The sequence below is a fragment of the Sorangium sp. So ce726 genome, assembly GCF_051521405.1.
In the GTDB taxonomy this organism is placed as follows: Bacteria; Myxococcota_A; Polyangia; order Polyangiales; family Polyangiaceae; genus Sorangium.
Genome location: NZ_CP150349.1, coordinates 6849322 through 6869649, shown reverse-complemented (window position 1 = coordinate 6869649; position 20328 = coordinate 6849322). Strand labels below are relative to the sequence as shown.

Genomic DNA, 20328 nt, shown 5'->3' with positions numbered 1-20328 from the left:
GCACCCTCCGTCGAGCGCGCCCTCACCCCGCCCGCAGCCGCCACACCGCCGGCCGCAGCAGCAGCAGCGGCGCGGCGAAGCCCGCGATGACGAACGCCCAGACCGTCGCCTCCACGCCGATGCGCCCCGCGAGCCAGCCGGCCGCCAGGGTGCCCGCCGGCAGGAGCGCCCCGGTGAGCACATGGAGCGTGGCGTCAACCCGGCCGAGCACGTGCAATGGCAGTATAGATTGCCGCGCGCTCACCGCGTGGATCATGAACGCCATGAGGAACGCGTCCCCCACGAGCTGGTGCACCACGAGGGCAGGCACCGCGAGCCGCCCGAGCTGCGCGGCCAGCGGGATGAGCGCGCAGCCGGCCTGACTCACGAACAGGCTGAGGATCATCGCCGGCCCGGCGCCGAGGCGTCGGCCCAGCCAGCCCGCGAGGAAACTGCCGCCCAGCGCGCCGATGCCGCCCACGCTGATGATCAGCCCGACCGTGGTCGTGTCCAGCCGCAGATGCTCCAGGAGATAGAGCATGTACAGCGCGGAGAAGACCCCGCCGAGCAGGAGGGCGTGGGCGCCCATCGCCAGGAACGTCGCCCCGACCACGGGGTGGCCAAGGCCGTGGCGCAGCCCCACCCGGAGATCTTCGATCAGCGAGGCGCCCCCATCGCCGGCGCCGCTCGCGGGGACGGCCGGCGCCTCCGCCGCCCGGATGCGCCCGAGGAGCGCCGCCGACACGAGATACGACAGCGCGTCCACCACCATCGTCACCGGCGCCGTCAGCGCCTGGATCAGGATGCCCGCGGCGCCGGGGCCGGCGATCTCCGCGGCGGCCTCGGTCCCCTCCAGCCTGGCGTTTGCCTTGACCAGGTGCTCCTGCCCCACCAGCGCCGGCAAGTAGGCGTTGTCGGCTATCTGAAACAGCGAAGTGGCCATGCCCACCAGCGCGGCCACCACGGAGAGGTGGAGCAGGGTGAGCGTTCCGGTCCAGGCCGCGATCGGGACCGAGAGGATCAGCGCCGCGCGCACCAGATCCGCGCCGACGAGGAGCGGCCGCTTGCGCGAGCGATCGACGACCCCGCCCGCGAAGAGCCCCACGAGGACGCCCGGCGCGGTGGACACCGCGGCGAGGACCGCCACGCCCGACGCGTCGGCCCCGAGGCTCATGATGGCGATCACGGGCAGCGCCGTCCGGCTGATGCGGCTGCCGACCGCGCTGACCGCCTGCGCCGCCCAGAGGCGCAGGAAGTCGGGATGGTGTGAGAGGCCGGCAGGGGGAGGGGACATCGTCTGGGGCGTGAGCAGAGCAGAAAAGAGGAGGGAAGGAGAAGCGCGCACTATCGAACACGGCTGATCGGTGGCCATGCGATCACCGCTCACGGTTTCGTCAGGTTCTCGGAAGACACCGCCCTCCTCCCCGAACCGTCCATCGAGAACGCAACTCGCTGGATTGCGCCCGGGCGCCTGCATCCCGCTCGCCTCTCCGGGCAGGCGCGGCTACGAAGGCAGGCCTGGAGTCCCACGCGACCATGCCCACGCTGCTGCGTTCACCGGCCACGAGGCTCGGCGCCGCGCTCGTCGCGATCGCGATGGCGCTCGTCGGCTTCCTGCCCCTCTTCGACGGCCCCGGCTACGAGAGCGCGCTCGCCGCCGGCCTGATCGTTCCGGGCGCCGCGGCGATCGTGACCGCCCTCGACGTCGCCGCGCATCGGCCGCCGCCTGTCGAGGCGTTCCGCCGCGGCGTCGCGAGCGGCGCCCTGCTCGCGGTCGTCGCGTACGCCACCACGCTGGCGCACGGCCTGCGCGCCGGCTTCTGCGACGTGCTCGGCGGCTCGGCGCACTTCGCCCTGGGGCCCGGGCTCGGCGCGGCGCTCGGCGGCGCCTGGGGCGCGGTCGCGGGCGAGCTCGCCGCCGGCATCCGGCGCGACGACGCCGCGCCTCCCCGCCCGGCGTGGCGGCGCCGGCTCATCGCCGTCGTCGCGGCGCTCGCCGCTCCCCTCGGCTCGATCGGCGTGAGCGCCGTCCGCTTCTACACGAGCCCGATCGTCTTCGCCTACGACCCCTTCGCCGGCTTCTTCAGCGGCACGCTCTACGACACCGTCGTCGACGCGTCCGGGCTGCTGACGTACCGCGCAGGGACGCTGGCCACCCTGTTCGCCGCGTCGGCGCTCGCGCAGCACCTCGTGCACGACGCGGGCGGGCGGGTGTCGTTCCAGCCGCAGGGCCGGCCCGGGCTGCTCCTGCTCGGCGTCGTGTGCGCCGCGCTGAGCGCCGCGACCGTCCTGGAGGGCGCGCGCCTCGGCCACTTCCAGACCTCCGAGAGCATCGCGGCCGAGCTCGGCGCGCTCTCGAAGGGCCAGCGCTGCGAGGTCGTCCACCCGCGCGGCATGCGCGAGGCCGACGTCCAGCGCTTCGTGCGCGAGTGCGACGCCCACATCGAGGCCGGCGAGCGCTGGCTCGGGGCGCCCGCGGTGGTCGACGGCCAGCCGCTCCGGGTCCGCGCCTACCTGTTCGAGAGCGCGGCGCAGAAGGGCGCGCTCATGGGCGCGTCGCGCACGTACGTCGCGAAGCCGTGGCGCCGCGAGGTGTACCTGCAGGCCGCCGGCTACCCGCACCCGACGCTCGGGCACGAGATCATGCACGTGCTCGCCGGCGCCTTCGCCCGCGGCCCGTTCAAGGTCGCCGGGCGGCTCGGCGGGTGGCTCCCCGACCCGGGGCTCATCGAGGGGATCGCCGTCGCCGGCTCGCCCAGGGAGGGCGAGGACCTGAGCCCGCGCGCGTGGGCCAAGGCGATGAAAGATCTCGGGATCCTGCCGCCGCTCGCGCGCCTGTTCGCGCTCGGCTTCCTCGCCGAGAACTCGTCGACCGCCTACACCGTGAGCGGCGCCTTCGTCGGCCACGTGCGCGCGACGTACGGCGCGGACGCGGTGCGCGCCTGGTACGGCGGCAAGGCGCTGCCGGAGATCACCGGCGCCTCGTGGGCGGTGATGGAGCGCGCGTGGCACGCCGATCTCGACGCGCTCACGCTCCCCGACGCGGCGAAGGCGCAGGCGAAGGCCCGCTTCGATCGGCCGGCGCTCTTCGAGCGGCGCTGCCCGCACGTGGTCGACGCGTGCACCCACGAGGCGGAGGAGCTGCGCGCGCGCGGCGACCACGAGGGCGCGATCGCCGCGTACCGGCGCGTGCTGTCGCTCGACCGGAGCCCCGCGCCGCGCATCGCCATCGCCGAGACGCGGCTCGCCAGCGACGCGCCCGGCGAGCGGAGCGAGGGGATCCGCGAGCTCGAGGGCATCGCCGGGGACGGGTCGATCCCGCGCCACCTGCGCGATCGCGCGGCGGAGCGGCTCGGCGACGTCGCGCTCGCGGCGGGCGACCGGGAGCGCGCGGCGGCGTGGTACAGCGAGGTCGCAGGCCGGCTCGTCGACGAGGACCGGCTCCGGACGCTCGACGTGAAGATCGCCGCCGCGAACGACGAACGCGCGCGCGCGGCCATCGTCGAGCTGCTGATCGGCACTCGCGGCGGCGCGCCCGACAGGCTCCGGGCGGCGGAGCTCCTCGGCGCGTGGGCCGCGCAATCTCCCGGCGACGGCCTGCCGAACTACCTGCTCGGCCGCCATTACCTGAGCGACGGCCGCTTCGATGAGGCAGCCGATCGCCTGGATCGGGCGCTCGCGGCCCACCTGCCCGTCCAGCGGGTCTGGATCGAGGCCGAGCGGCTGCGGCTCGTGGTCGCGTGCGGCGTCGAGGACGTCGAGACCGCACGCAAGATGTTCGCCCAGTACGCAGCGCACGATGGGGCCGCCGGCACGGGGCCCGCGGTGAGCGAGGAGCGCCGGGACGCCGCCCTCCGCCTGCTCGAGCGCTGCGCAGGCGCGCCGGGCCTGCCTACGTCCCCGGCGACCGCGGGCGACCCGCCGGCCGGACAAAAGTGAAGAATGCCTCTCGTCCCTGCGCGCTGACGTGGTGAGATGTCGTGGAAATGCACGCTGAGCCTGCGAGCGAGAGGGTTGGCCGCCTCGTCGCGCTGAACGCCGTCCTCACCGTCGTGGCCCGCCACTCGAACCTGCTCCTGCCGAGGCCGTTCGAGGAGCTCGCCGGGGCCGTCGGCCGGTTCGCCGCGTTTCAGCTCCTCGCGGTGGTGTTCCCTGAGCCGGAGGGCGGGCTCCGCGCGTACTCGGTCTTCCGCGGCGACGCGCTCTCCGCCGCGCCGTTCGGCGCGCGCCTGCCGGCGCCCGCGGCGCTCTTCCGGCGGGTGTTCGCCGAGGGCGAGCCGTTCTCCTGCGACGACACCCGCGCGGGGAACGCCCTCGCCCAGATGGGCGCCAGCGAGGGGTGCCTCTCGTACGTCGCGCTCCCGGTGCGGGCCGCGCCTCCGGGCGCCGAACCCGGCCAACTCGCCGCGCGCTCCGGGCCGGCCGGCGCCGGGGCCGGCGGCTTCGGCTGCCCGATCATCGCGGCGCTCGTCGTCGGCTACAGCGACGCCGGCGCGGCGGCCTCGGCGCCGAGCCCGCTCCTCGAGCAGATCGCCGACGCGCTCGGCGCAGGCCTGGATCGCTCGCTGCGCGTCGTCGCCGGGGAGCGCGAGGCCGCCGAGCGGCTGCTCAGGATCCGCGAGCTCGAGGAGCAGCACCGGAACCTCCTCGACAACGCGCCGCTCATCATCTTCCGGCTCGATCCCGAGTCCGGCGAGCTCTCGTTCCTGAACCGGCACGCCGAGCGGCTCCTTGGCGTGCCGGTGGCCGAGGCGCTCAAGACGCCGGGCTTCCTCGGGGAGGCCCACGCCGATCCGGAGGGCGTGATGTGCTTCGAGGACGCGGTCGCGCGCGCCAAGCTCGGCGCGCCGTCGGCCTCCTACGAGGCGCGCCTGCGGCGGCGGGGCGGCGACGCGATCACCGCGCGCGGCACGGTGTACCCGCTCGTCTCGGATCGCGGCCGCGTGGTGGCGATCGAGGGCGTCCTCGCGGACGTGAGCACCGAGCACGCGGCGCGCACGCGGCTCATCCAGGTCGATCGCCTCTCGACGCTCGGCACGCTCGCGGCCGGCGTGGCGCACGAGATCAACAACCCCGCGGCGTTCATCCTGCTCGGCCTGGACATGCTCGACCGCCTCCTGCGCGGCCCGAACGTGCGCATGGAGGGCAGCGCCGCGTCCAGCGCGTCGGAGCTCGTGAAGGAGCTCCGCGACTCGATCAAGCGCATCGTCGACATCGTCCGCGATCTCAAGCTGTTCGCGAGCCCCCCGCAGCCCGAGGGCTCGCGGCGCACGCTGACGGACGCGAACCGCACGGTCGACTCCGCGCTGAGCCTCACGCGCGGCCAGATCATCGAGCGGGCGCAGATCGTGAAGAACCTTACCGAAGTGCCGCCGATCCTCATGGATGACGGCCGGCTCGGCCAGGTCATCGTGAACCTCCTCGTCAACGCGGCCCAGGCGATCCCGAAGCCGAGCTCGAAGCACGAGGCGCGCGATCAGACGGTGACGGTCGAGACGCGGAGCGACGGGGAGACGGTCGAGATCGTGGTGAGCGACACCGGCGCCGGCATCGCGGAGGAGAACCTGCCGCGCATCTGGGCGCCCTTCTTCACGACGAAAGGTCCGGAGGTCGGCACGGGGCTCGGGCTGTCGATCAGCCGCGAGATCATCGAGCGCGCGGGCGGGCAGATCACGGCCGAGAGCCCGGTCCCGGGGCGCGTCCCGCCGGGCGGCGCGCGCTTCATCATCTCGCTGCCCGCGGCGGGGCGGACGGACGAGGCGACGCCGAGCGTCTCGCCGGTGCCGCGGCTCGTCTCGAAGCGGGTGCGGGTGCTCGTGGTGGAGGACGAGGCGTCGCTCGCCCGCGCGCTGTCGGATCAGCTGGGCCGCGTCCACGAGGTGGCGCTCGCGCCGAGCGCCGACGCCGCGATGGGGATGCTCGCGGGCGGGCAGCGCTTCGACGTGGTGCTCTGCGATCTGCGCATGCCCGGCATGTCGGGCGACGTCTTCTACACGCGGATCCGCGAGAGCGATCCCGCGCTGGCGCAGGGGTTCATCTTCATGACCGGCGTGGGCTTCGGCGCGGACGTCGAGCGGTTCCTCGCCTCATCGGGCCGCCCGCTCCTGGAGAAGCCGTTCTCCGCCGAGGACGCGCTCTCCGCGATCGCCGAGGTCGTCTCCGCGAACTCCGCGCCCCGCGCGGAGGCGCGCGACAGCAGCAGGTAGCGGCGCCCGCGCTGTCGCCGTGCGTCCGCGCGGCGCGCGATCAGCCGAGGAGCTGCGCGCAGAGCTGCTGGAGCTCACTCAGCGTCTCTGGCGTCGCCTGGAGCGTGATGCGGGAGCGGAGGTCGCCCTCCTGGTAGCTCAGCGTGAGCACGACGACGGGGGCGGCGATCTTCGCGCCGCGGTTGGCGGTCGCGATCGTGTCGATGCGCCAGTCGATACCGGTGAGCAGCTTGCCGTGATCGAGCAGCGCGCCGCGGACGATCTCCCGCCGCACGAGCGCCCTGGCCTGGTCGTAGCCGGCGAGCAGGACGGCCTGGATCTCCTCGGCGTCCTGGCCGGGCGCGAGCGCGGCGACGTCGGCCGCGAGCGCGGCGCGGTCAAGGTCGACCTTGCTCGCCTCGCGGATCAGGAAGCGGCACGCCTTGAGCACCCGCGCGAGCGCGTCGGACGCGACCTCATGCCGGCGGCAGAACGCGTCGAGGAGCCGCTCCACGGCGGCGGGCACCGGCTCGGGAAGGCTGGGCCCGAGCGCCTCCCAGAGGCGCTGCCGCGCGCCCTCGGGCAGCTCCAGGAGCCGGCGCAGGTCGACGGCGAGCTCCGGGGGCGGCGGCGCTCCGCCGAGGCAGCGGAGCTCGGCACCGCGCGGGCTCATTGGCTCAGCTGGATCGGGACGTAGAGCGCCCGCATCGTCGCCGCCGTGCCCGCGCGCGTGTACCCGGCGAGGCCGAACAGGACGTTCCACCAGTGACCGTCCGGGGTCTCGCCGTACGAGAACAGGGGGACGAGGTGGAACTCCCACTCCTTGCCGTTCCGCACCCGGTGCTCCCGGTACACGGTGTTCAGCGCGACCTGCGTCACCGACGTCGGGTCAGCGAACCGGAAGAAGAACGGCAGGGCCACCGTGGTGCGCGACGTCGGCGACGCGAAGTCCCAGAGGAACGGCGCCGCGACGAGGTGCGTCGAGTCGCGGTTCCTCCCCGAGTAGAAGAACGGATAGATGTCCGTCTCCCAGCCGGTGAGATCCCGCGTGTGCCGCACGAGCGGCGTGAGCCACGTGGTGTCGCTCAACCCGTGGCGCTTGAAGCGGCCATAGAACGGGAAGAGGACGAGATCATCGCTGCGCGGCGAGGTGCCTCGGTAATAGAACGGGAGCAGGAACGTCCGCTCGAGATCGATCGCCGGATCCCGGTATTGCCAGAAGAGCGGCGTGATCATGTCGAGCTCCGTCCGCCCTCGGTAGCGAGCGTAGCCCCAGGTCGCGAAGGTGCTCTCCCCCTCCTCACCGCGCGCCTTCAGGAAGAGCGGCGTGACGAGCAGGCTCTTGTTGCCCTCGTACCCGTAGTGGAAGAACGGGAACAGCGTCGTGCGATCGTAGTTCTTGCCCCAGCTGTGCCAGTAGAAGGGCATGACGTTGAACACGTCGCCCTTGCGGGAGTGCTGCCACATCAGCGGGCCCCACACGTTGGTGGAGCGGTCTCCGACGTCGCTGTAGTGGTAGTAGTGCAAGAGCGGCGGGATGACCTCGTACTCGCTGCTCTCGTCGCGGCCGTAGAAGTAGAGGGGGGCCAGGCCGAGATGGATCTTGTCGGCGGAGCGCACGTCGCACGCAGGGCCGCCCTTCCAGCTGCAGTAGAGGGGGCCGACCAGGTTGAAGCCGCTCTGCGCCGTGTGATGCGTGAAGGTCAGCAGGGGAGGGATGTGGAAGTAGCCGCTCCCGTCGTCGCGCTTGCCCTCGAAGAAGAGCGGCGCGAGCCAGTTGTCGTGCCGGCCCGGCTCGGCCTTCCGCCCGGGGCTCGCGGGGCGACCCTCGGACTCGCGGTGCATGAACGGGCCGACGATCGTCGTGTACGTGTTCTCGTCGCGGAGCTTCCAGAAGAAGGGGAAGAGCACGTCGGCGTCGACGTCCTTGCTCCGGCGGTTGTAGTAGAGCGGCGTCACCATCGTGGCGCGGTCGCCGGGCATCCGGCGCTCCGCCCACAGGGGGAAGATCGTCCTGAACTGGTAGCTGCCGCTCCGCTCGCTGTAATAGGGGCCGTACCAGTCGCGCTGGATCTCCTCGGCGCGCCCGCGCTCCCACTCGCCGACGTCGTTCGTGCCGATCTGCTTCTTGACCGCGGGCGGCACCGCCAGCGGGTCCTCCGGCAGGGTCGGCTCCTGGGTCTGGATCGGGCTCTCCTCGGACGTCGGCGCCGCGTGCGTCTCCGGCGTGCCGGGCGGCGGCTTCGGCGCGCTCGCGGGCGGCGGCTGCGCCATGCCGGGCTGGCCGAAGCCGAGCTGCGCCGCCGCGACGGACGGCGCGGCGAGCGCGGCCAGCGCCGCGGCGAGCGACAGCGCCGATCCCGCGCGGCGAGCGCGGCTCCGTGCCTCGCCGCGCGCCCCTCGCGAGCAGCCCTGCGCTCCCATCGCCTTGGAGGTCAACGCGCTCCCCGCTGGCCGCCGGGCGACGCCTCGAGGGCCCGATCCGCGAGCACGCGCGCCGCACCCTCCAGCGGGATCTCCTCCTGCACGTGCGCCACGAGATCCTTGATCTGGAGCACGCCGCGCTCGATCTCCGCGTCGCCCAGGATCACGCAGAGCCGCGCGCCGAGCGAGTCCGCGCGCCGGAGCATCGCCTTGAGCCGCCCGCCGCGCCCGTCGAGCTCGACCGGGACGCCGAGCGCGCGCAGCTGCTTCGCCAGCACGAGCGCCTGATCGGCGCCGCTCTGGCCGAGCGGGGCGAGGAAACAGCCGGGCCTCCGGCGGGGCGAGGCGCCGGGCATCATCGTGAGCAGCCGCTCCATCCCCATCGCGAAGCCGATCGCGGGCACGCTCGGCCCGCCGAGCCCCGCGACCATGGCGTCGTAGCGGCCGCCGCCCGCGAGCGTGCTCTGGGCGCCGAGATCGCCCGCGGTCGCCTTCACCTCGAAGAGCGTGCGCGTGTAGTAGTCGAGCCCTCGCACGAGCGACCGATCGACGACGTAGTTCACGCCGAGCACGTCGAGGCAGCGGCGCACGCCGTCCCAGTGCGCCCGGTCCGCGTCGTCGAGCAGGTCGAGGATCGACGGCGCGTCGCGCGACACCTCGTGATCGCGCTGGTCCTTCGAGTCGAGGATGCGCAGGGGGTTCTTCTCGAGGCGGCGCTGCGAGTCCTCGCTGAGCTCGCCCTTGCGCGGCGTGTAGTGGGCGAGCAGCGCCTCGCGGTAGCGCTCGCGCGTGCCCGCGCTGCCGAGCGAGTTCACGTGGACGACGAACTCGCCGATGCCGATGTACTGCAGGAAGCCGGCGACGAGGTCGATCGTCTCGGCGTCGCAGAGCGGACCGGGATCGCCGAAGAGCTCGCAGCCGGCCTGGTAGAACTGGCGGTAGCGCCCCTTCGCCGGCCGCTCGCCGCGGAACATCGCGCCGAGGTAGTACCAGCGGGTGACCGGCTCCTTCGCGTGGACCGCGTGCTCGACGTAGGCGCGCGCGGCGCCGGCGGTGCCCTCGGGGCGGACGGTGAGGTGATCGCCGTGGCGTTCGAAGGAGTACATCTCCTTCTCGACCACGTCCGTCGTCTCCCCCATCTGGTGCCGGAAGAGCTCCGTCGGCTCGAGCAGCGGCGTGCGCACCTCGGCATAACCGTGGAGCTCCGCGTGGAGGCGGAACGCCCCCTCGAGCTTGTGCCAGCGCTCCACCTCTTCGGGGAGGATGTCGTTCATCCCCCGTACCGCACGCAGTTCCATCGCGCGGCGCTTATGGTCGGTGCTGGCGAGCGGGTCAAGCCGGTCGGATGCTTCCTGGTTACGCTCGGGCCTCGCCGGCGCGTCGCCCGAGGGCTATGGGGTCTTTCCAGAGGCATGGCGAAGGCGAAGGCACGCGCTGCGGCGATCGATCTTGGGAAGGCCCGCGTCGGCGTGGCCGTGACCGACGAGCTCGGGCTCTACGCGCACCCGCGGCCGCTGCTCGACGGGCGAAACCGGAAGGCGCTCCTGGAGGCCCTTGCGGCGCTCGCCCGGGACGAAGGCATCACCCGGTTCCTGGTGGGGCTGCCGCTCGAGATGAACGGGGACGAGGGGCCCGCCGCGCGGCGGGCGCTGGCCTTCGCGCAGGCGCTGGCCGACGCGGCCGGCGTCGAGGTGGAGCTCGTCGACGAGCGGCTGACGACGGTCGAGGCGGCACGGCGGCTGCGCGACGGGGGTGTCTCGGGGCGGAAGAGCAAGGAGCGCGTCGACGGGGCGGCGGCGGCGCTGCTGCTCCAGGCGTGGCTGGACCGGCGCTAGCCGCGCCCGGGGCGATACGGCGCGCGGCCCAGGGGTCGCCGGGCCGCGGGGGGCTACCGGCTCTCGCTGCGGAGCAAGAGGTACGCGCCGGCGGCGCCGACCGCGCCGACCGCGAACAGCACGACGTCCCACATGGGCCACGCGACGCCGGCCGCGCGCCGGAGGACGACGGCCTCCACCACCCGCACGAGCAGCGACGCGAAGCCGTACGCGCACAGGCCGACCACGATCGGCCGCCGCAGGTTGTCGGCCAGATCGACCGCCTTCATGCTGTTGTTCCAGACGGTTCGGCGCACGTGGCTCGCGCTGATCAGCGCAGGGGTGATCAGCGCGAAGCCGATCCCGGACGCGAGTAGGACCGCCTCGAGGCCCGTCAGGTTGTCGGTCACCTGGCCGCCGCGCGACAAGCGGATGATCGCGGTGACGAGCGTGATGAGGCTGCCGGCGACCCAGAAGAGGCCGAGCGCGAAGAGCAGCAGGATGAGCGGCCTCGCCATGCTCACCTGCTGCGCCTGGCGGAGCTGCATCGTCGGCGCCACGCGCGGCGCCGACGGCATCGACGTGCGCGGCCCGGGTACGCCGGGGACGTCGAGCTCCTTGGGCTCTGCCTCGCTGGTGTCGTAGAGCGCGAGCTCCGCGTCGAGCTCCTCCATCGTCTGGTACCGATGGCCGGGCTCCTTCGCCATGGCCCGCTGGATGATCATCTCGAGCGGCTCGGGGATGCTCGGCTCGAGCGAGCGCGGGCGGGGCGGGTCCTCGGTGAGCACCGCGGTGAGCGTCGCGGTCGGATCGTTGCGGTCGAACGGGCGGCTGCCGGTGAGGGCGCAGTAGAGGATCGCGCCGACGGCGTAGATGTCCGCCCGATGATCGACGCGCTCGCCGCGGGCCTGCTCCGGCGCCATGTACGAGGGCGTGCCCATGATCATGCCGGTCTGCGTGAGCGCGGCGCCAGGCGCGTCGTCGACCTTGGAGATGCCGAAGTCGATCACCTTGGCCGTCGGCATCGCGAGGTCGCCGGTGAGGAACACGTTCTCCGGCTTCATATCGCGGTGCACCACGCCCTTCGCGTGGGCCGCGGCGAGCGCCTTGCAGATCTGCCGGACGATGCGCACGGCGGGGCCGGTCTTCATCTTGCCGGCCTCGTTGAGGTAGTCGGCGAGCTCCTTGCCCTCGAGGAACTCGTTCACAAGGAACGGACGGCCCTCCGCGGTGCGGTGGACGTCGAAGACGGTGACGACGTACGGGCTCTGCACTGCGGCCGCGGCCTCGGCCTCGCGCTGGAAGCGCGAGATCACCTGCGGCTGCCGCGCGAACTCCGGGTGCAGCATCTTGATCGCGAACCGCTTGCTGGAGATCCGCGTGTGGCGCGCCTCGTAGACGCGCCCCATGCCGCCCTCGCCGACGACGCGCACGACCGTGTACGTCTCGTTCAGCGTCTTGCCGACGAGATCGTCGCGGACCGCGTCGTCCTCCGACTCATCGAGCGTCGCGGCGTCGCGCGGGCAAACCCTGAACTCGGCCGGGTACCGGACCCCGCAGGTGGGGCAGACCTTGGGGGTCGAGTTGTCGCTCCCGGGGGTCGAGAGCGCAGTGGCGGAGGAGGAGAGGCTCGTCATCGCGTTCGCGATATGAAGGTCCGACTGCGAGCCGCGCGCGTCCGACTGCGCTCGGGAGGCTTCGTCGGGGGGCCGGATGGTGCCGGGCATCGCCGACCGAGGGTAACCAATCGGCCGTTCTGGGGGTGACAAATCGCGCGGCCCGTGTCGACCGCGTTGACGGACCGAGGCACCTGCGTATACTCGCGCGCTCCTCAGCTCACTGGCCTGAACTTCGCGGGCTCCCGCCACTACGGGCGTGGGGCTCACATTCAGGCGTCACTTGGCCAGCCGCCGGTCCCGTTCTTCCGTTTTCGGAGAGGACGAGCCGGCCCGGACGCTCGGTAGCGCACCGGCAGGGCCATGGAGAGCCAGCCATGCTGCACTCGGTTCAGAAGACGGACATCATCCAGAAGTACGCGATCCACGAGGGCGACACCGGGTCGCCGGAGGTCCAGATCGCCCTCCTCAGCGAGCGGATCAACCAGCTGCAGGAGCACTTCCGCACGCACCAGAAGGACCACCACTCCCGTCGCGGCCTGCTGAAGCTCGTGAGCCAGCGCCGCCGTCAGCTCGACTACCTGAAGCGCGTCGACATCGAGCGCTACCGCGGCCTCATCAGCCGCCTCAACCTCCGCAAGTAGCGGATTTTCGGGCCGATCAGGCCTGCCGCCCCGGCGCGAGGCGCGCCTCGCACGCCCGGGTCGACATGCGAAGCATGCCTCGCGCGCTCGCTTGGGTGCGCGGGGCGTGCATCGATCGGGCGCCCGTGCTGCGCGAGGGCAGGCAACCTCGTCTGCCGTCTGCCCGCTGGGACTGTCTGTCCCACCTGCTGCTCCACCTCATCACCAACGGTCCCGCCACCAGCGGCCCACCCACGTGGGATGCACCGCGTGCGGTCCGGCTGATCTGCGGCTCCGCGCGCCTTTCCGCTCGAGCACCCGTGCGCGCGCGGCCGTTCCAGCCCCTTCCGTTCGGGAGGTTTTGCGTCACGGACCCCTGAACACCTGCGTTTTGCGCTGGCGAGAGTGGAGCGGACGCTCTAAGGAGGTCATTCATTGACCACGGACCGGCGGGGCGATCGGACCTCGCCGTTCCCGAGCGCGGGCTCCGCGCGTCTTCGTCTTCGCTTCGTGCGCAGCAGCTCAGCTCCTGCGCAGGAACCGAGGAAGAAGAGCAGCCCCTCGCGCTCGGCGTAGCGCCGCACGCAGCGGCCCTCGCGATCGTGCGAGAGAGAGCTGAAATCCCAATGTTCGTTCGTGAATCCGTCATGGTGGGTGGCCGTGCCCTCACCCTCGAGACCGGCCGCCTGGCCAAGCAGGCCCACGGGGCCGTGCTCGTCACCTACGGCGATACCATGGTGCTCGTGACCGCCGTCTCGCAGGACGAGCGGCCGGGCCTCGACTTCTTCCCCCTCACCTGCGAGTTCGTCGAGAAGACGTACGCCGCCGGCAAGATCCCCGGCGGCTTCTTCAAACGTGAGGCGCGCCAGCGCGAGGAGGAGATCCTCTCGAGCCGCCTCATGGATCGCCCGCTCCGCCCCCTCTTCCCGGAGGGCTTCAAGCGCGACACGCAGATCATCGCGACCGTCCTCTCCAGCGACAAGCAGAACAAGGCGGATGTCCTCGCCCTGACGGGGGCGAGCGCCGCGCTGCACATCTCGGACATCCCCTGGCACGGGCCGGTCGTGGGCGTGCGCGTGGGCCGGCTCGATGGCGAGTTCGTGGCGTACCCCACGGTCGCTGACATCGAGCGCTGCGACATCGACCTCGTCGTCGCCTGTTCGCGCGACGCGATCGTGATGGTCGAGGGCGGCGCCGCGGAGGCGACCGAGGCGGAGATCATCGACGCGCTGATGTTCGCGCACGAGACCGCGCAGCCGGTCATCGATCTGATCGAGAAGATGCGCGCCGCGGTGGGCAAGCCGAAGCGCGAGTTCGTCGCGCCGGCGCTGCCAGACGAGATCAAGCGGCGCGTCGCCCAGATCGTCGACGAGGACCTGAAGGCCGCGACGAAGGTGACCGACAAGAAGGCGCGCTACGACGGCTACAGCTCGCTCAAGAAGAAGCTGACCGAGACGCTGAACGCCGAGCTCGGCGCCGAGAAGCTCCAGCCCCTCCAGGGGCTCGTGAAGGCGGAGTTCGAGGAGCGCAAGGCGCACGTCGTCCGCACCTACGTGACCGAGGAGGGCAGGCGCATCGACGGCCGCGACGGCAGGAGCATCCGGCCGATCATGTGCGAGGTCGGCCTGCTCCCGCGCGTGCACGGCAGCGCCCTGTTCCAGCGCGGCGAGACGCAGGCGATCGTCACGACGACGCTCGGCACCTCGACCGACGAGCAGAAGATCGACGGCCTCATGGGGGAGACGTGGAAGCGCTTCTACCTCCACTACAACTTCCCCCCCTTCTCGACGGGCGAGACGAAGCCGCTCCGCGGCCCCGGCCGGCGCGAGATCGGCCACGGCGCGCTCGCCGAGCGCGCGCTCTCCCGGATGATCCCGGCGCCGGATCAGTTCCCGTACACGATCCGCATCGTGTCGGAGACGCTCGAGTCGAACGGCTCGTCGTCGATGGCGGCCGTCTGCGGCGGGTGCCTCTCGCTCATGGACGCGGGCGTGCCGATCAAGTCGCCCGTCGCGGGCATCGCGATGGGCCTCATCATGGAGGGCCAGCGCTACGCGGTACTCTCGGACATCCTGGGCGACGAGGATCACCTCGGCGACATGGACTTCAAGGTCTGCGGCACGGCGCGCGGCGTGACCGCGATCCAGATGGACATCAAGATCGCGGGCCTGAGCCGGCAGATCCTGGCGCAGGCGCTGGATCAGGCGCGCGAGGGGCGGCTCCACATCCTGGGCAAGATGCTCGAGACGCTGCCGACCACGCGGCCCGAGCTCAGCCAGTACGCGCCGCGGATCACCACGGTGCGCGTGAAGCCCGACCAGATCCGGCTGATCATCGGCCCCGGCGGCAAGACCATCAAGGGCATCGTCGATCAGACCGGGGTCGCGATCGACGTCGAGGACGACGGCACGGTGAACGTCGCCTCGGCCGACTCCGACGCGGTGAAGAGGGCGCTTGACATCATCAAGGGCCTGACGGCCGAGCCCGAGGTCGGCGCGACCTACAAGGGGACGGTCAAGCGCATCACCGACTTCGGCGCCTTCGTCGAGATCCTCCCGAACACCGACGGCCTGCTGCACATCTCGGAGATGGCCCACACGCGCGTCGAGCGCGTCGAGGACGTCGTCAAGGAGGGAGATTCGCTCGACGTGAAGGTTCTGAGCGTCGATCGCGAGGGGAAGATCCGGCTGAGCCGGCGCGAGCTGCTCCCGCTCCCGGAAGGCGAGGAGGGCGATCGGGCGCGCGAGCGCATGGCGCAGGCGCGCGACGCCGGCCCGCCGCCGAGGCGCGATGGGCCGGGCGGGCGAGGTGGCGATCGCGGCGGCGATCGCGGATCGCGCCCCGGCCTGGAGCGCGACCGCGGCGGACCGCCGCGCGAGCGCCGAGAGCGCCGCTCCTAGTCACACGGCCCCAGGCGGGACCTCATGCCGCGCTGCGGCGCGAGCCCGAGCCGTCCCGCCGCTCACTCCCCTCAGAGAGATCTCCGATTCGCAGCGATCCGCGGCCGTGTGCGCGGATCGCCGCCCGCTCGCGGGCCAGCGCGCTCCGCTGCTGCGTTGACGCACGTGCGTGCGCCGCGCCGCGCAGCGGCTCATTTCCCAGCTGCTTTATTGGAATCCGGTGAAGTCCGCATGGCCCGTTCACAATCAGGGTAGTGTCGCGACCCCTGCTCGTGGCATGCTCCGCCCGTGCTCGTACGCAGAGCGAAAATCGTCTGTACCATTGGCCCTTCGTGTGACTCTCAAACGACGCTGGAGCAGCTCATCCGCGCCGGTATGGATGTCGCTCGACTCAACTTCTCTCACGGCTCGCATGAGGATCATGGCAAAGCAATCGCCACGGTCCGTGCGGCTGCGGAGGCTTGCGGGAAGCCTGTGGCTATCCTGCAGGACCTCTGCGGCCCGAAGATTCGAGCCGGTCGCTTCCCCGGCAACACCTTCGAGGTGACTGACGGGGCTACCGTTTGGCTGACCGAGGCGAACAGGGACAGCCCTGTCGCGACGCCCGGCGAGATCCCGATCCTCTATGAGGGGCTCGCGTCCGATCTGCAGCCGGGTGACGTCGTCCTGATCGACGACGGCCGCGTCGTCGTCACCGTGACCAAGGTCGAAGGGGACCGCGTCCAGGCCGGCGTGACGCAGGGCGGACGTCTGCGCGATCGCGTAGGCGTTCACCTGCCCGCCAGGCGTGTGCGCATGTCCGCGCTGACCGACAAGGACAAGGCCGACCTCAGCTTCGGCCTTGCGCAGGGGGTCGACTACGTCGCCCTCTCCTTCGTCCGCAACGCGGACGAGGTCCGGCACGTCCGTGACATCTGCGAGGCCTGGGGTCGCCCGACGCCGATCGTCTCCAAGATCGAGACGCCAGGCGCCATCGACAACCTCGAGGCGATCATCCTCGCCTCGGACGGGGTGATGGTCGCGCGCGGCGATCTCGGCGTGGAGTTCAACCCGGAGCGGGTGCCGATCATCCAGCGCGAGATCCTCGGCCTCGCCCGCGTGCACCAGAAGCCGGTCATCGTCGCCACCGAGATGCTCCAGTCGATGGTGACCGCGACGCGCCCGACGCGCGCCGAGGCGAGCGACGTGGCGACGGCCGTCTTCGACGGCACCGACGCTGTCATGCTCTCGCAGGAGACCGCGACCGGCGCGCACCCGCCGCTCGTCGTGCGGATGATGGCCCGCATCGTGACGGAGGCCGAGCAGAGCTCGTTCTACCGTTATCTCTCGAGCGAGCAGCCCGGGCAGCGGGCCAACGTCCCCGAGGCGACCGCGCGCGCCGCCTGCGACATCGCGAAGGACATCGGCGCGAAGCTGATCGTGGCGTTCACCGAGAGCGGCCTCACCGCGCGGTACGCGTCCAAGGCGCGCCCCGTCGTGCCGATCGTCGCCTTCTCGCCGAACGATACGACGCGCCGGCGCCTCGCGCTGCTCTGGGGCGTGGTGCCGTTCCCCGTCGACGCGCTCCGGAACTCGGACGAGATGATCGAGCGCGCCACCGGGTACCTGCTTGCGAACGGCCTCGTCTCGCCGGGCGACAAGCTCGTCACCATCTTCGGCGCTCCTGTCGGCGTCTCGGGGTCGACCAACACGATTCGGGTGAAGGTCGTTGAATGAGCCTGCCCGCCCGCGATAGGGGCTCGTCGGGCGAGCAGGAATCCCTCTCCAGAAACGCGGGCGCAGAAGGCCTCCCGAGGCTCGAGAAATACGAGCTGATCGAGGAGCTAGGCCACGGCGGGATGGCCACGGTCTACCGCGCCCGCGACCCGCGGCTCCGCCGCGAGGTCGCCGTCAAGATCATCCACAAGCACCTCCGGGAAAACGCGGAGGTCGGCACCCGCTTCGTCGCCGAGGCGCGCGCGGCGGCGAAGCTGCGCCACCCCGGCATCGTCGAGGTGTACGACGTCTCCAGCGAGCAGGACCGCGAGCGTTACCTCGTCGTCGAGCTGCTCCGCGGCGCCACGCTGCGCAAGATCCTGGGTGCCCACCGCGAGATGCCGGCCGAGATCGGCGCCGCGGTGGTGCTCGAGCTCTGCGACGCGCTGGAGCACGCGCACGCGTCGGGGATCATCCACCGCGACGTGAAGCCGGAGAACGTGCTCGTCGAGCTGCCCTCCGACCGCGCCGGCGAGAGCCGGGACGGCGCGAGCGTGGTGATCAAGCTCACTGACTTCGGCATCGCCAAGATCCTCGACGCCCAGGGCGTCACCTCGACGGGGCAGGTGCTCGGCTCTCCGGCACACATGGCGCCGGAGCAGATCGAGGGCGGCGAGGTCGACGCGCGCACCGACGTGTTCGCGCTCGGGGTGCTCTTCTACGAGTGCCTCGTCGGGCACCTGCCGTTCGAGGGCAAGAACCCGGCGCAGGTGCTCCGCAAGGTGCTCGAGGGGATCTACCCGGAAGCCGAGCGCGAGCGATCCACCGTGGGCGCGCGCTGGAGCCGGATCGTCGCGGGCGCCCTCGCGCACGACATCGCCGCCCGCCTGGCGAACCCTCGCGCGCTCGCGGATCAGATCAAGGCCGAGCTCACGGCGCTCGGGATCGCGGAGCCGCGCGCCGAGCTCGCCGCCTACTTCGCCGACCCGGCAGGCTACGCCGAGCGGCACGCCGCGCGGCTCGTCCCGCGCCTCGTGGCGCGCGCGGAGGCCGGCCGCAAGCGCGGCGACGTGCCCGGCGCGGCCGCCGATTACAACCGGGCGCTGGCCCTCGCGCCGAACGACCTCGCCATCCTCAAGCGGCTCGCGAAGCTGAACGCTAGCCGCAACCGGCAGAAGCTCGCGCTGCGCGCGCTGCTCGTCGCGCTCGGGTCGGTGGCGCTCGGCCTCGCCGCGTTCACGATCGCCCGCGCGCTCCGCGACCCGCCGCTGGTGGACGGGGACGCGCTCGCGGCGGCCGAGCCGCCGCCGACGCTGTCGACGCCGCCGACGCACATCGACGCCCTCATCCCGTCGCCGAACGTGCGCGCGGTCGCGCCGAGCGCCACGGAGCCCACGAGCGCGCCGCGGCCCCGCCCGCGGGCACCGCTACCGCACATCGCGCCCTCGGCCGCGCCGACGGAGGACGTCCCGGCGGTGCGCGACGTCGTCTTCCAGATCGTCCCGAGCGGCGCCAAGCTGGTGCTCGATGGCGCCGAGGTCAGCTGGTTCGGCGCGAACAAGGTCACGCCGCTCAAGATCGGCGCGCACACCGTTCACATCAGCGTGCCCGGATCGAGGTGCTGCAGGCCGTACGCGGGCGTCATCTCGGTCGTGGCGCCGAAGCCCGGCGTCTCCGCGCCGCAGCGGATCATCCACAAGCTGGAGATCCTGCCCAGCACGGTCGTCCTGAGCGGCGCGCCGCCGAGCGCGCAGGTCGCGTGCCCGCAGATCGGCCTGATCGGCTATGCCGGCACCCCGCAGGCCGTGACCTTGAGCGACGTGTCCTGGAGCGGGACCTGCCTCTTCACGCCCGCGACGCCGGAGGCCGCGCCGCGCGTCGGCAACGTGACCTTGGTGGCCGGCGAGCCGAACACGGTTTCCTGGCCGTCCGGCTGACGGCATTGCCGTCATTGTGGCGTCCGCTCCGGAATTCTCAGCATCCCCGTCCAAACTCCGCTACATCACGGCGCACCCCTTCCGCATGGCTGCGCGAACTCCAGGCAGGAGATCTCCCGGCGCTCGCTTCCCATCGGTCGGGGGCTGCCGCGCCCTGCGCGCGCCGCGGCGCCTCGCGGCGGCGGCCGCCGCCGCCCTCGCGCTCTGCTTTGCGGCGCCGGCGCGCGCCGACGACGTGCAGCAGTTCGAGCTCGCCAAGACGCGCTTCGACGCCGGGCACTACGAGGAGGCCGTGAGCCGCTTCGCGGCGATGCTCGATCCCGCGAACGCGCCCTGCGAGCGCGGCCCGATCGAGGCAGAGGGCAAGCCGTGCAGGATCTCCGAGCCCGGCCTTGTCGAGCGGGCGCGCGGCCTCGCCGCCGCCGCGCTCGTCGCGCTGCGGCGCGCGAGCGAGGCCGACGCGTACATCGAGAAGATCCTCCTCGACAACCCGGTGTACTCGCCGAACCCGGCGGTGTTCCAGCCCGAGGTCATCGATCGCTTCACCGCGGTCCGGGCGCGCATCCGGGCGCGCATCGAGGAGGTGACGCGGCAGAAGGCCGAGGCGCAGCGCGCGGCGCGGCTGCGGATCGAGCGGAGCCGGGAGGATGAGCGCCGCTGGGTCGCCGAGATCCATCGCCTCGCTGGGCGCGAGCGGGTCGTGGCGCAGAACTCCCGCTGGACCGCGATGCTGCCCTTCGGGGTGGGGCAGTTCCAGAACGGCGACGATGGGCTCGGCTGGTTCTTCCTGGTCAGCCAGGCCGTCGCCGGCGGGACCTCGATCGTCTCGGCGATCGCGCTGGCCAGCTACGAGAACGTCGATATCTCGCCGAGGTCCTCGGGGCAGGGCGGCGGCCCGATACAGAGCGTCGACATCGACGCGCTGAACAGCCGTATCGGGACCGCTGCCGCCGTCAACCGCGTGGCCTTCGGGGCGTTCGCGACGCTCGTCGCGGCCGGGATCGCCCACGCGCAGATCACGTTCGTCCCCGAGCGGGTCTCCTTCCGGACGCGCCCCGTGCCGTCGCCGCCGCCGAGCTTCACCGCCGCGCCGACGATCTCCGTGGTCCCCGGCGGCATGGTCGCGGGGCTCACCGGCCGGTTCTGACCGGGGGA

The 20328-nt window shown here is 72.3% G+C and carries 13 protein-coding genes; 8 read left to right on the top strand and 5 right to left on the bottom strand.

Going from position 1 to position 20328, the window contains the following annotated elements; translation table 11 throughout:
- Positions 1–22 precede the first annotated feature (22 nt).
- Positions 23–1273, bottom strand: coding sequence for an MFS transporter (locus WME79_RS25585; protein ID WP_437519923.1), 1251 nt, complete (start codon positions 1271–1273; stop codon positions 23–25).
- A gap of 242 nt (positions 1274–1515) precedes the next feature.
- Here WME79_RS25585 and WME79_RS25580 point away from each other — a divergent pair, with 242 nt between their 5' ends.
- Both WME79_RS25580 and WME79_RS25575 read left to right on the top strand, forming a co-directional pair.
- On the top strand, positions 1516–3918 hold the full coding sequence (locus WME79_RS25580) for a hypothetical protein (protein ID WP_437519921.1): 2403 nt from the start codon (positions 1516–1518) through the stop codon (positions 3916–3918).
- Positions 3919–3965: 47 nt separating this feature from the next.
- On the top strand, positions 3966–6185 hold the full coding sequence (locus tag WME79_RS25575; RefSeq protein WP_437519919.1) for a hybrid sensor histidine kinase/response regulator: 2220 nt from the start codon (positions 3966–3968) through the stop codon (positions 6183–6185).
- Positions 6186–6225: 40 nt separating this feature from the next.
- Here the strand turns inward: WME79_RS25575 and WME79_RS25570 are convergent, their stop codons facing one another.
- Genes WME79_RS25570 through hisS form a run of 3 tightly spaced genes read right to left on the bottom strand, consistent with a single transcriptional unit; the run spans position 6226 to position 9886 of the window.
- Positions 6226–6837 carry a COMM domain-containing protein gene (locus WME79_RS25570; protein WP_437519917.1) on the bottom strand — a complete coding sequence of 204 codons (612 nt, stop codon included), beginning with the start codon at positions 6835–6837 and terminating at the stop codon, positions 6226–6228.
- Positions 6834–8603 (bottom strand): hypothetical protein, encoded by a 1770-nt coding sequence (locus WME79_RS25565; protein WP_437519915.1) that lies wholly within the window; start codon positions 8601–8603, stop codon positions 6834–6836. The genes WME79_RS25570 and WME79_RS25565 overlap by 4 nt, the downstream gene beginning before the upstream one ends.
- Positions 8600–9886 (bottom strand): histidine--tRNA ligase, encoded by a 1287-nt coding sequence (gene hisS, locus WME79_RS25560; protein WP_437519913.1) that lies wholly within the window; start codon positions 9884–9886, stop codon positions 8600–8602. The genes WME79_RS25565 and hisS overlap by 4 nt, the downstream gene beginning before the upstream one ends.
- 114 nt (positions 9887–10000) lie before the next feature.
- Here hisS and ruvX point away from each other — a divergent pair, with 114 nt between their 5' ends.
- A complete protein-coding gene (ruvX, locus tag WME79_RS25555) occupies positions 10001–10423 on the top strand; it encodes a Holliday junction resolvase RuvX (protein WP_437519911.1) in 423 nt (140 codons plus the stop codon).
- A 53-nt stretch (positions 10424–10476) separates the two neighbouring features.
- Here the strand turns inward: ruvX and WME79_RS25550 are convergent, their stop codons facing one another.
- Positions 10477–12039: a serine/threonine-protein kinase gene (locus WME79_RS25550; RefSeq protein WP_437519909.1), complete on the bottom strand. Its 1563-nt coding sequence runs from the start codon at positions 12037–12039 to the stop codon at positions 10477–10479.
- 356 nt (positions 12040–12395) lie between these two features.
- Here WME79_RS25550 and rpsO point away from each other — a divergent pair, with 356 nt between their 5' ends.
- The 5 genes from rpsO to WME79_RS25525 all read left to right on the top strand — a co-directional run bounded on the left by rpsO (position 12396) and on the right by WME79_RS25525 (position 20320).
- Positions 12396–12662, top strand: a complete 267-nt coding sequence (gene rpsO / locus WME79_RS25545; protein ID WP_437519907.1) for a 30S ribosomal protein S15 — start codon at positions 12396–12398, stop codon at positions 12660–12662.
- Between the two features lie 605 nt (positions 12663–13267).
- Positions 13268–15541 (top strand): polyribonucleotide nucleotidyltransferase, encoded by a 2274-nt coding sequence (pnp, locus tag WME79_RS25540; RefSeq protein ID WP_437519905.1) that lies wholly within the window; start codon positions 13268–13270, stop codon positions 15539–15541.
- A gap of 288 nt (positions 15542–15829) precedes the next feature.
- Positions 15830–17257, top strand: coding sequence for a pyruvate kinase (pyk, locus tag WME79_RS25535; protein ID WP_437519903.1), 1428 nt, complete (start codon positions 15830–15832; stop codon positions 17255–17257).
- Positions 17254–19173, top strand: coding sequence for a protein kinase domain-containing protein (locus WME79_RS25530; protein WP_437519901.1), 1920 nt, complete (start codon positions 17254–17256; stop codon positions 19171–19173). Before pyk ends, WME79_RS25530 begins: the two co-directional genes overlap by 4 nt.
- A gap of 85 nt (positions 19174–19258) precedes the next feature.
- On the top strand, positions 19259–20320 hold the full coding sequence (locus WME79_RS25525; protein ID WP_437519899.1) for a hypothetical protein: 1062 nt from the start codon (positions 19259–19261) through the stop codon (positions 20318–20320).
- Positions 20321–20328: the final 8 nt, after the last annotated feature.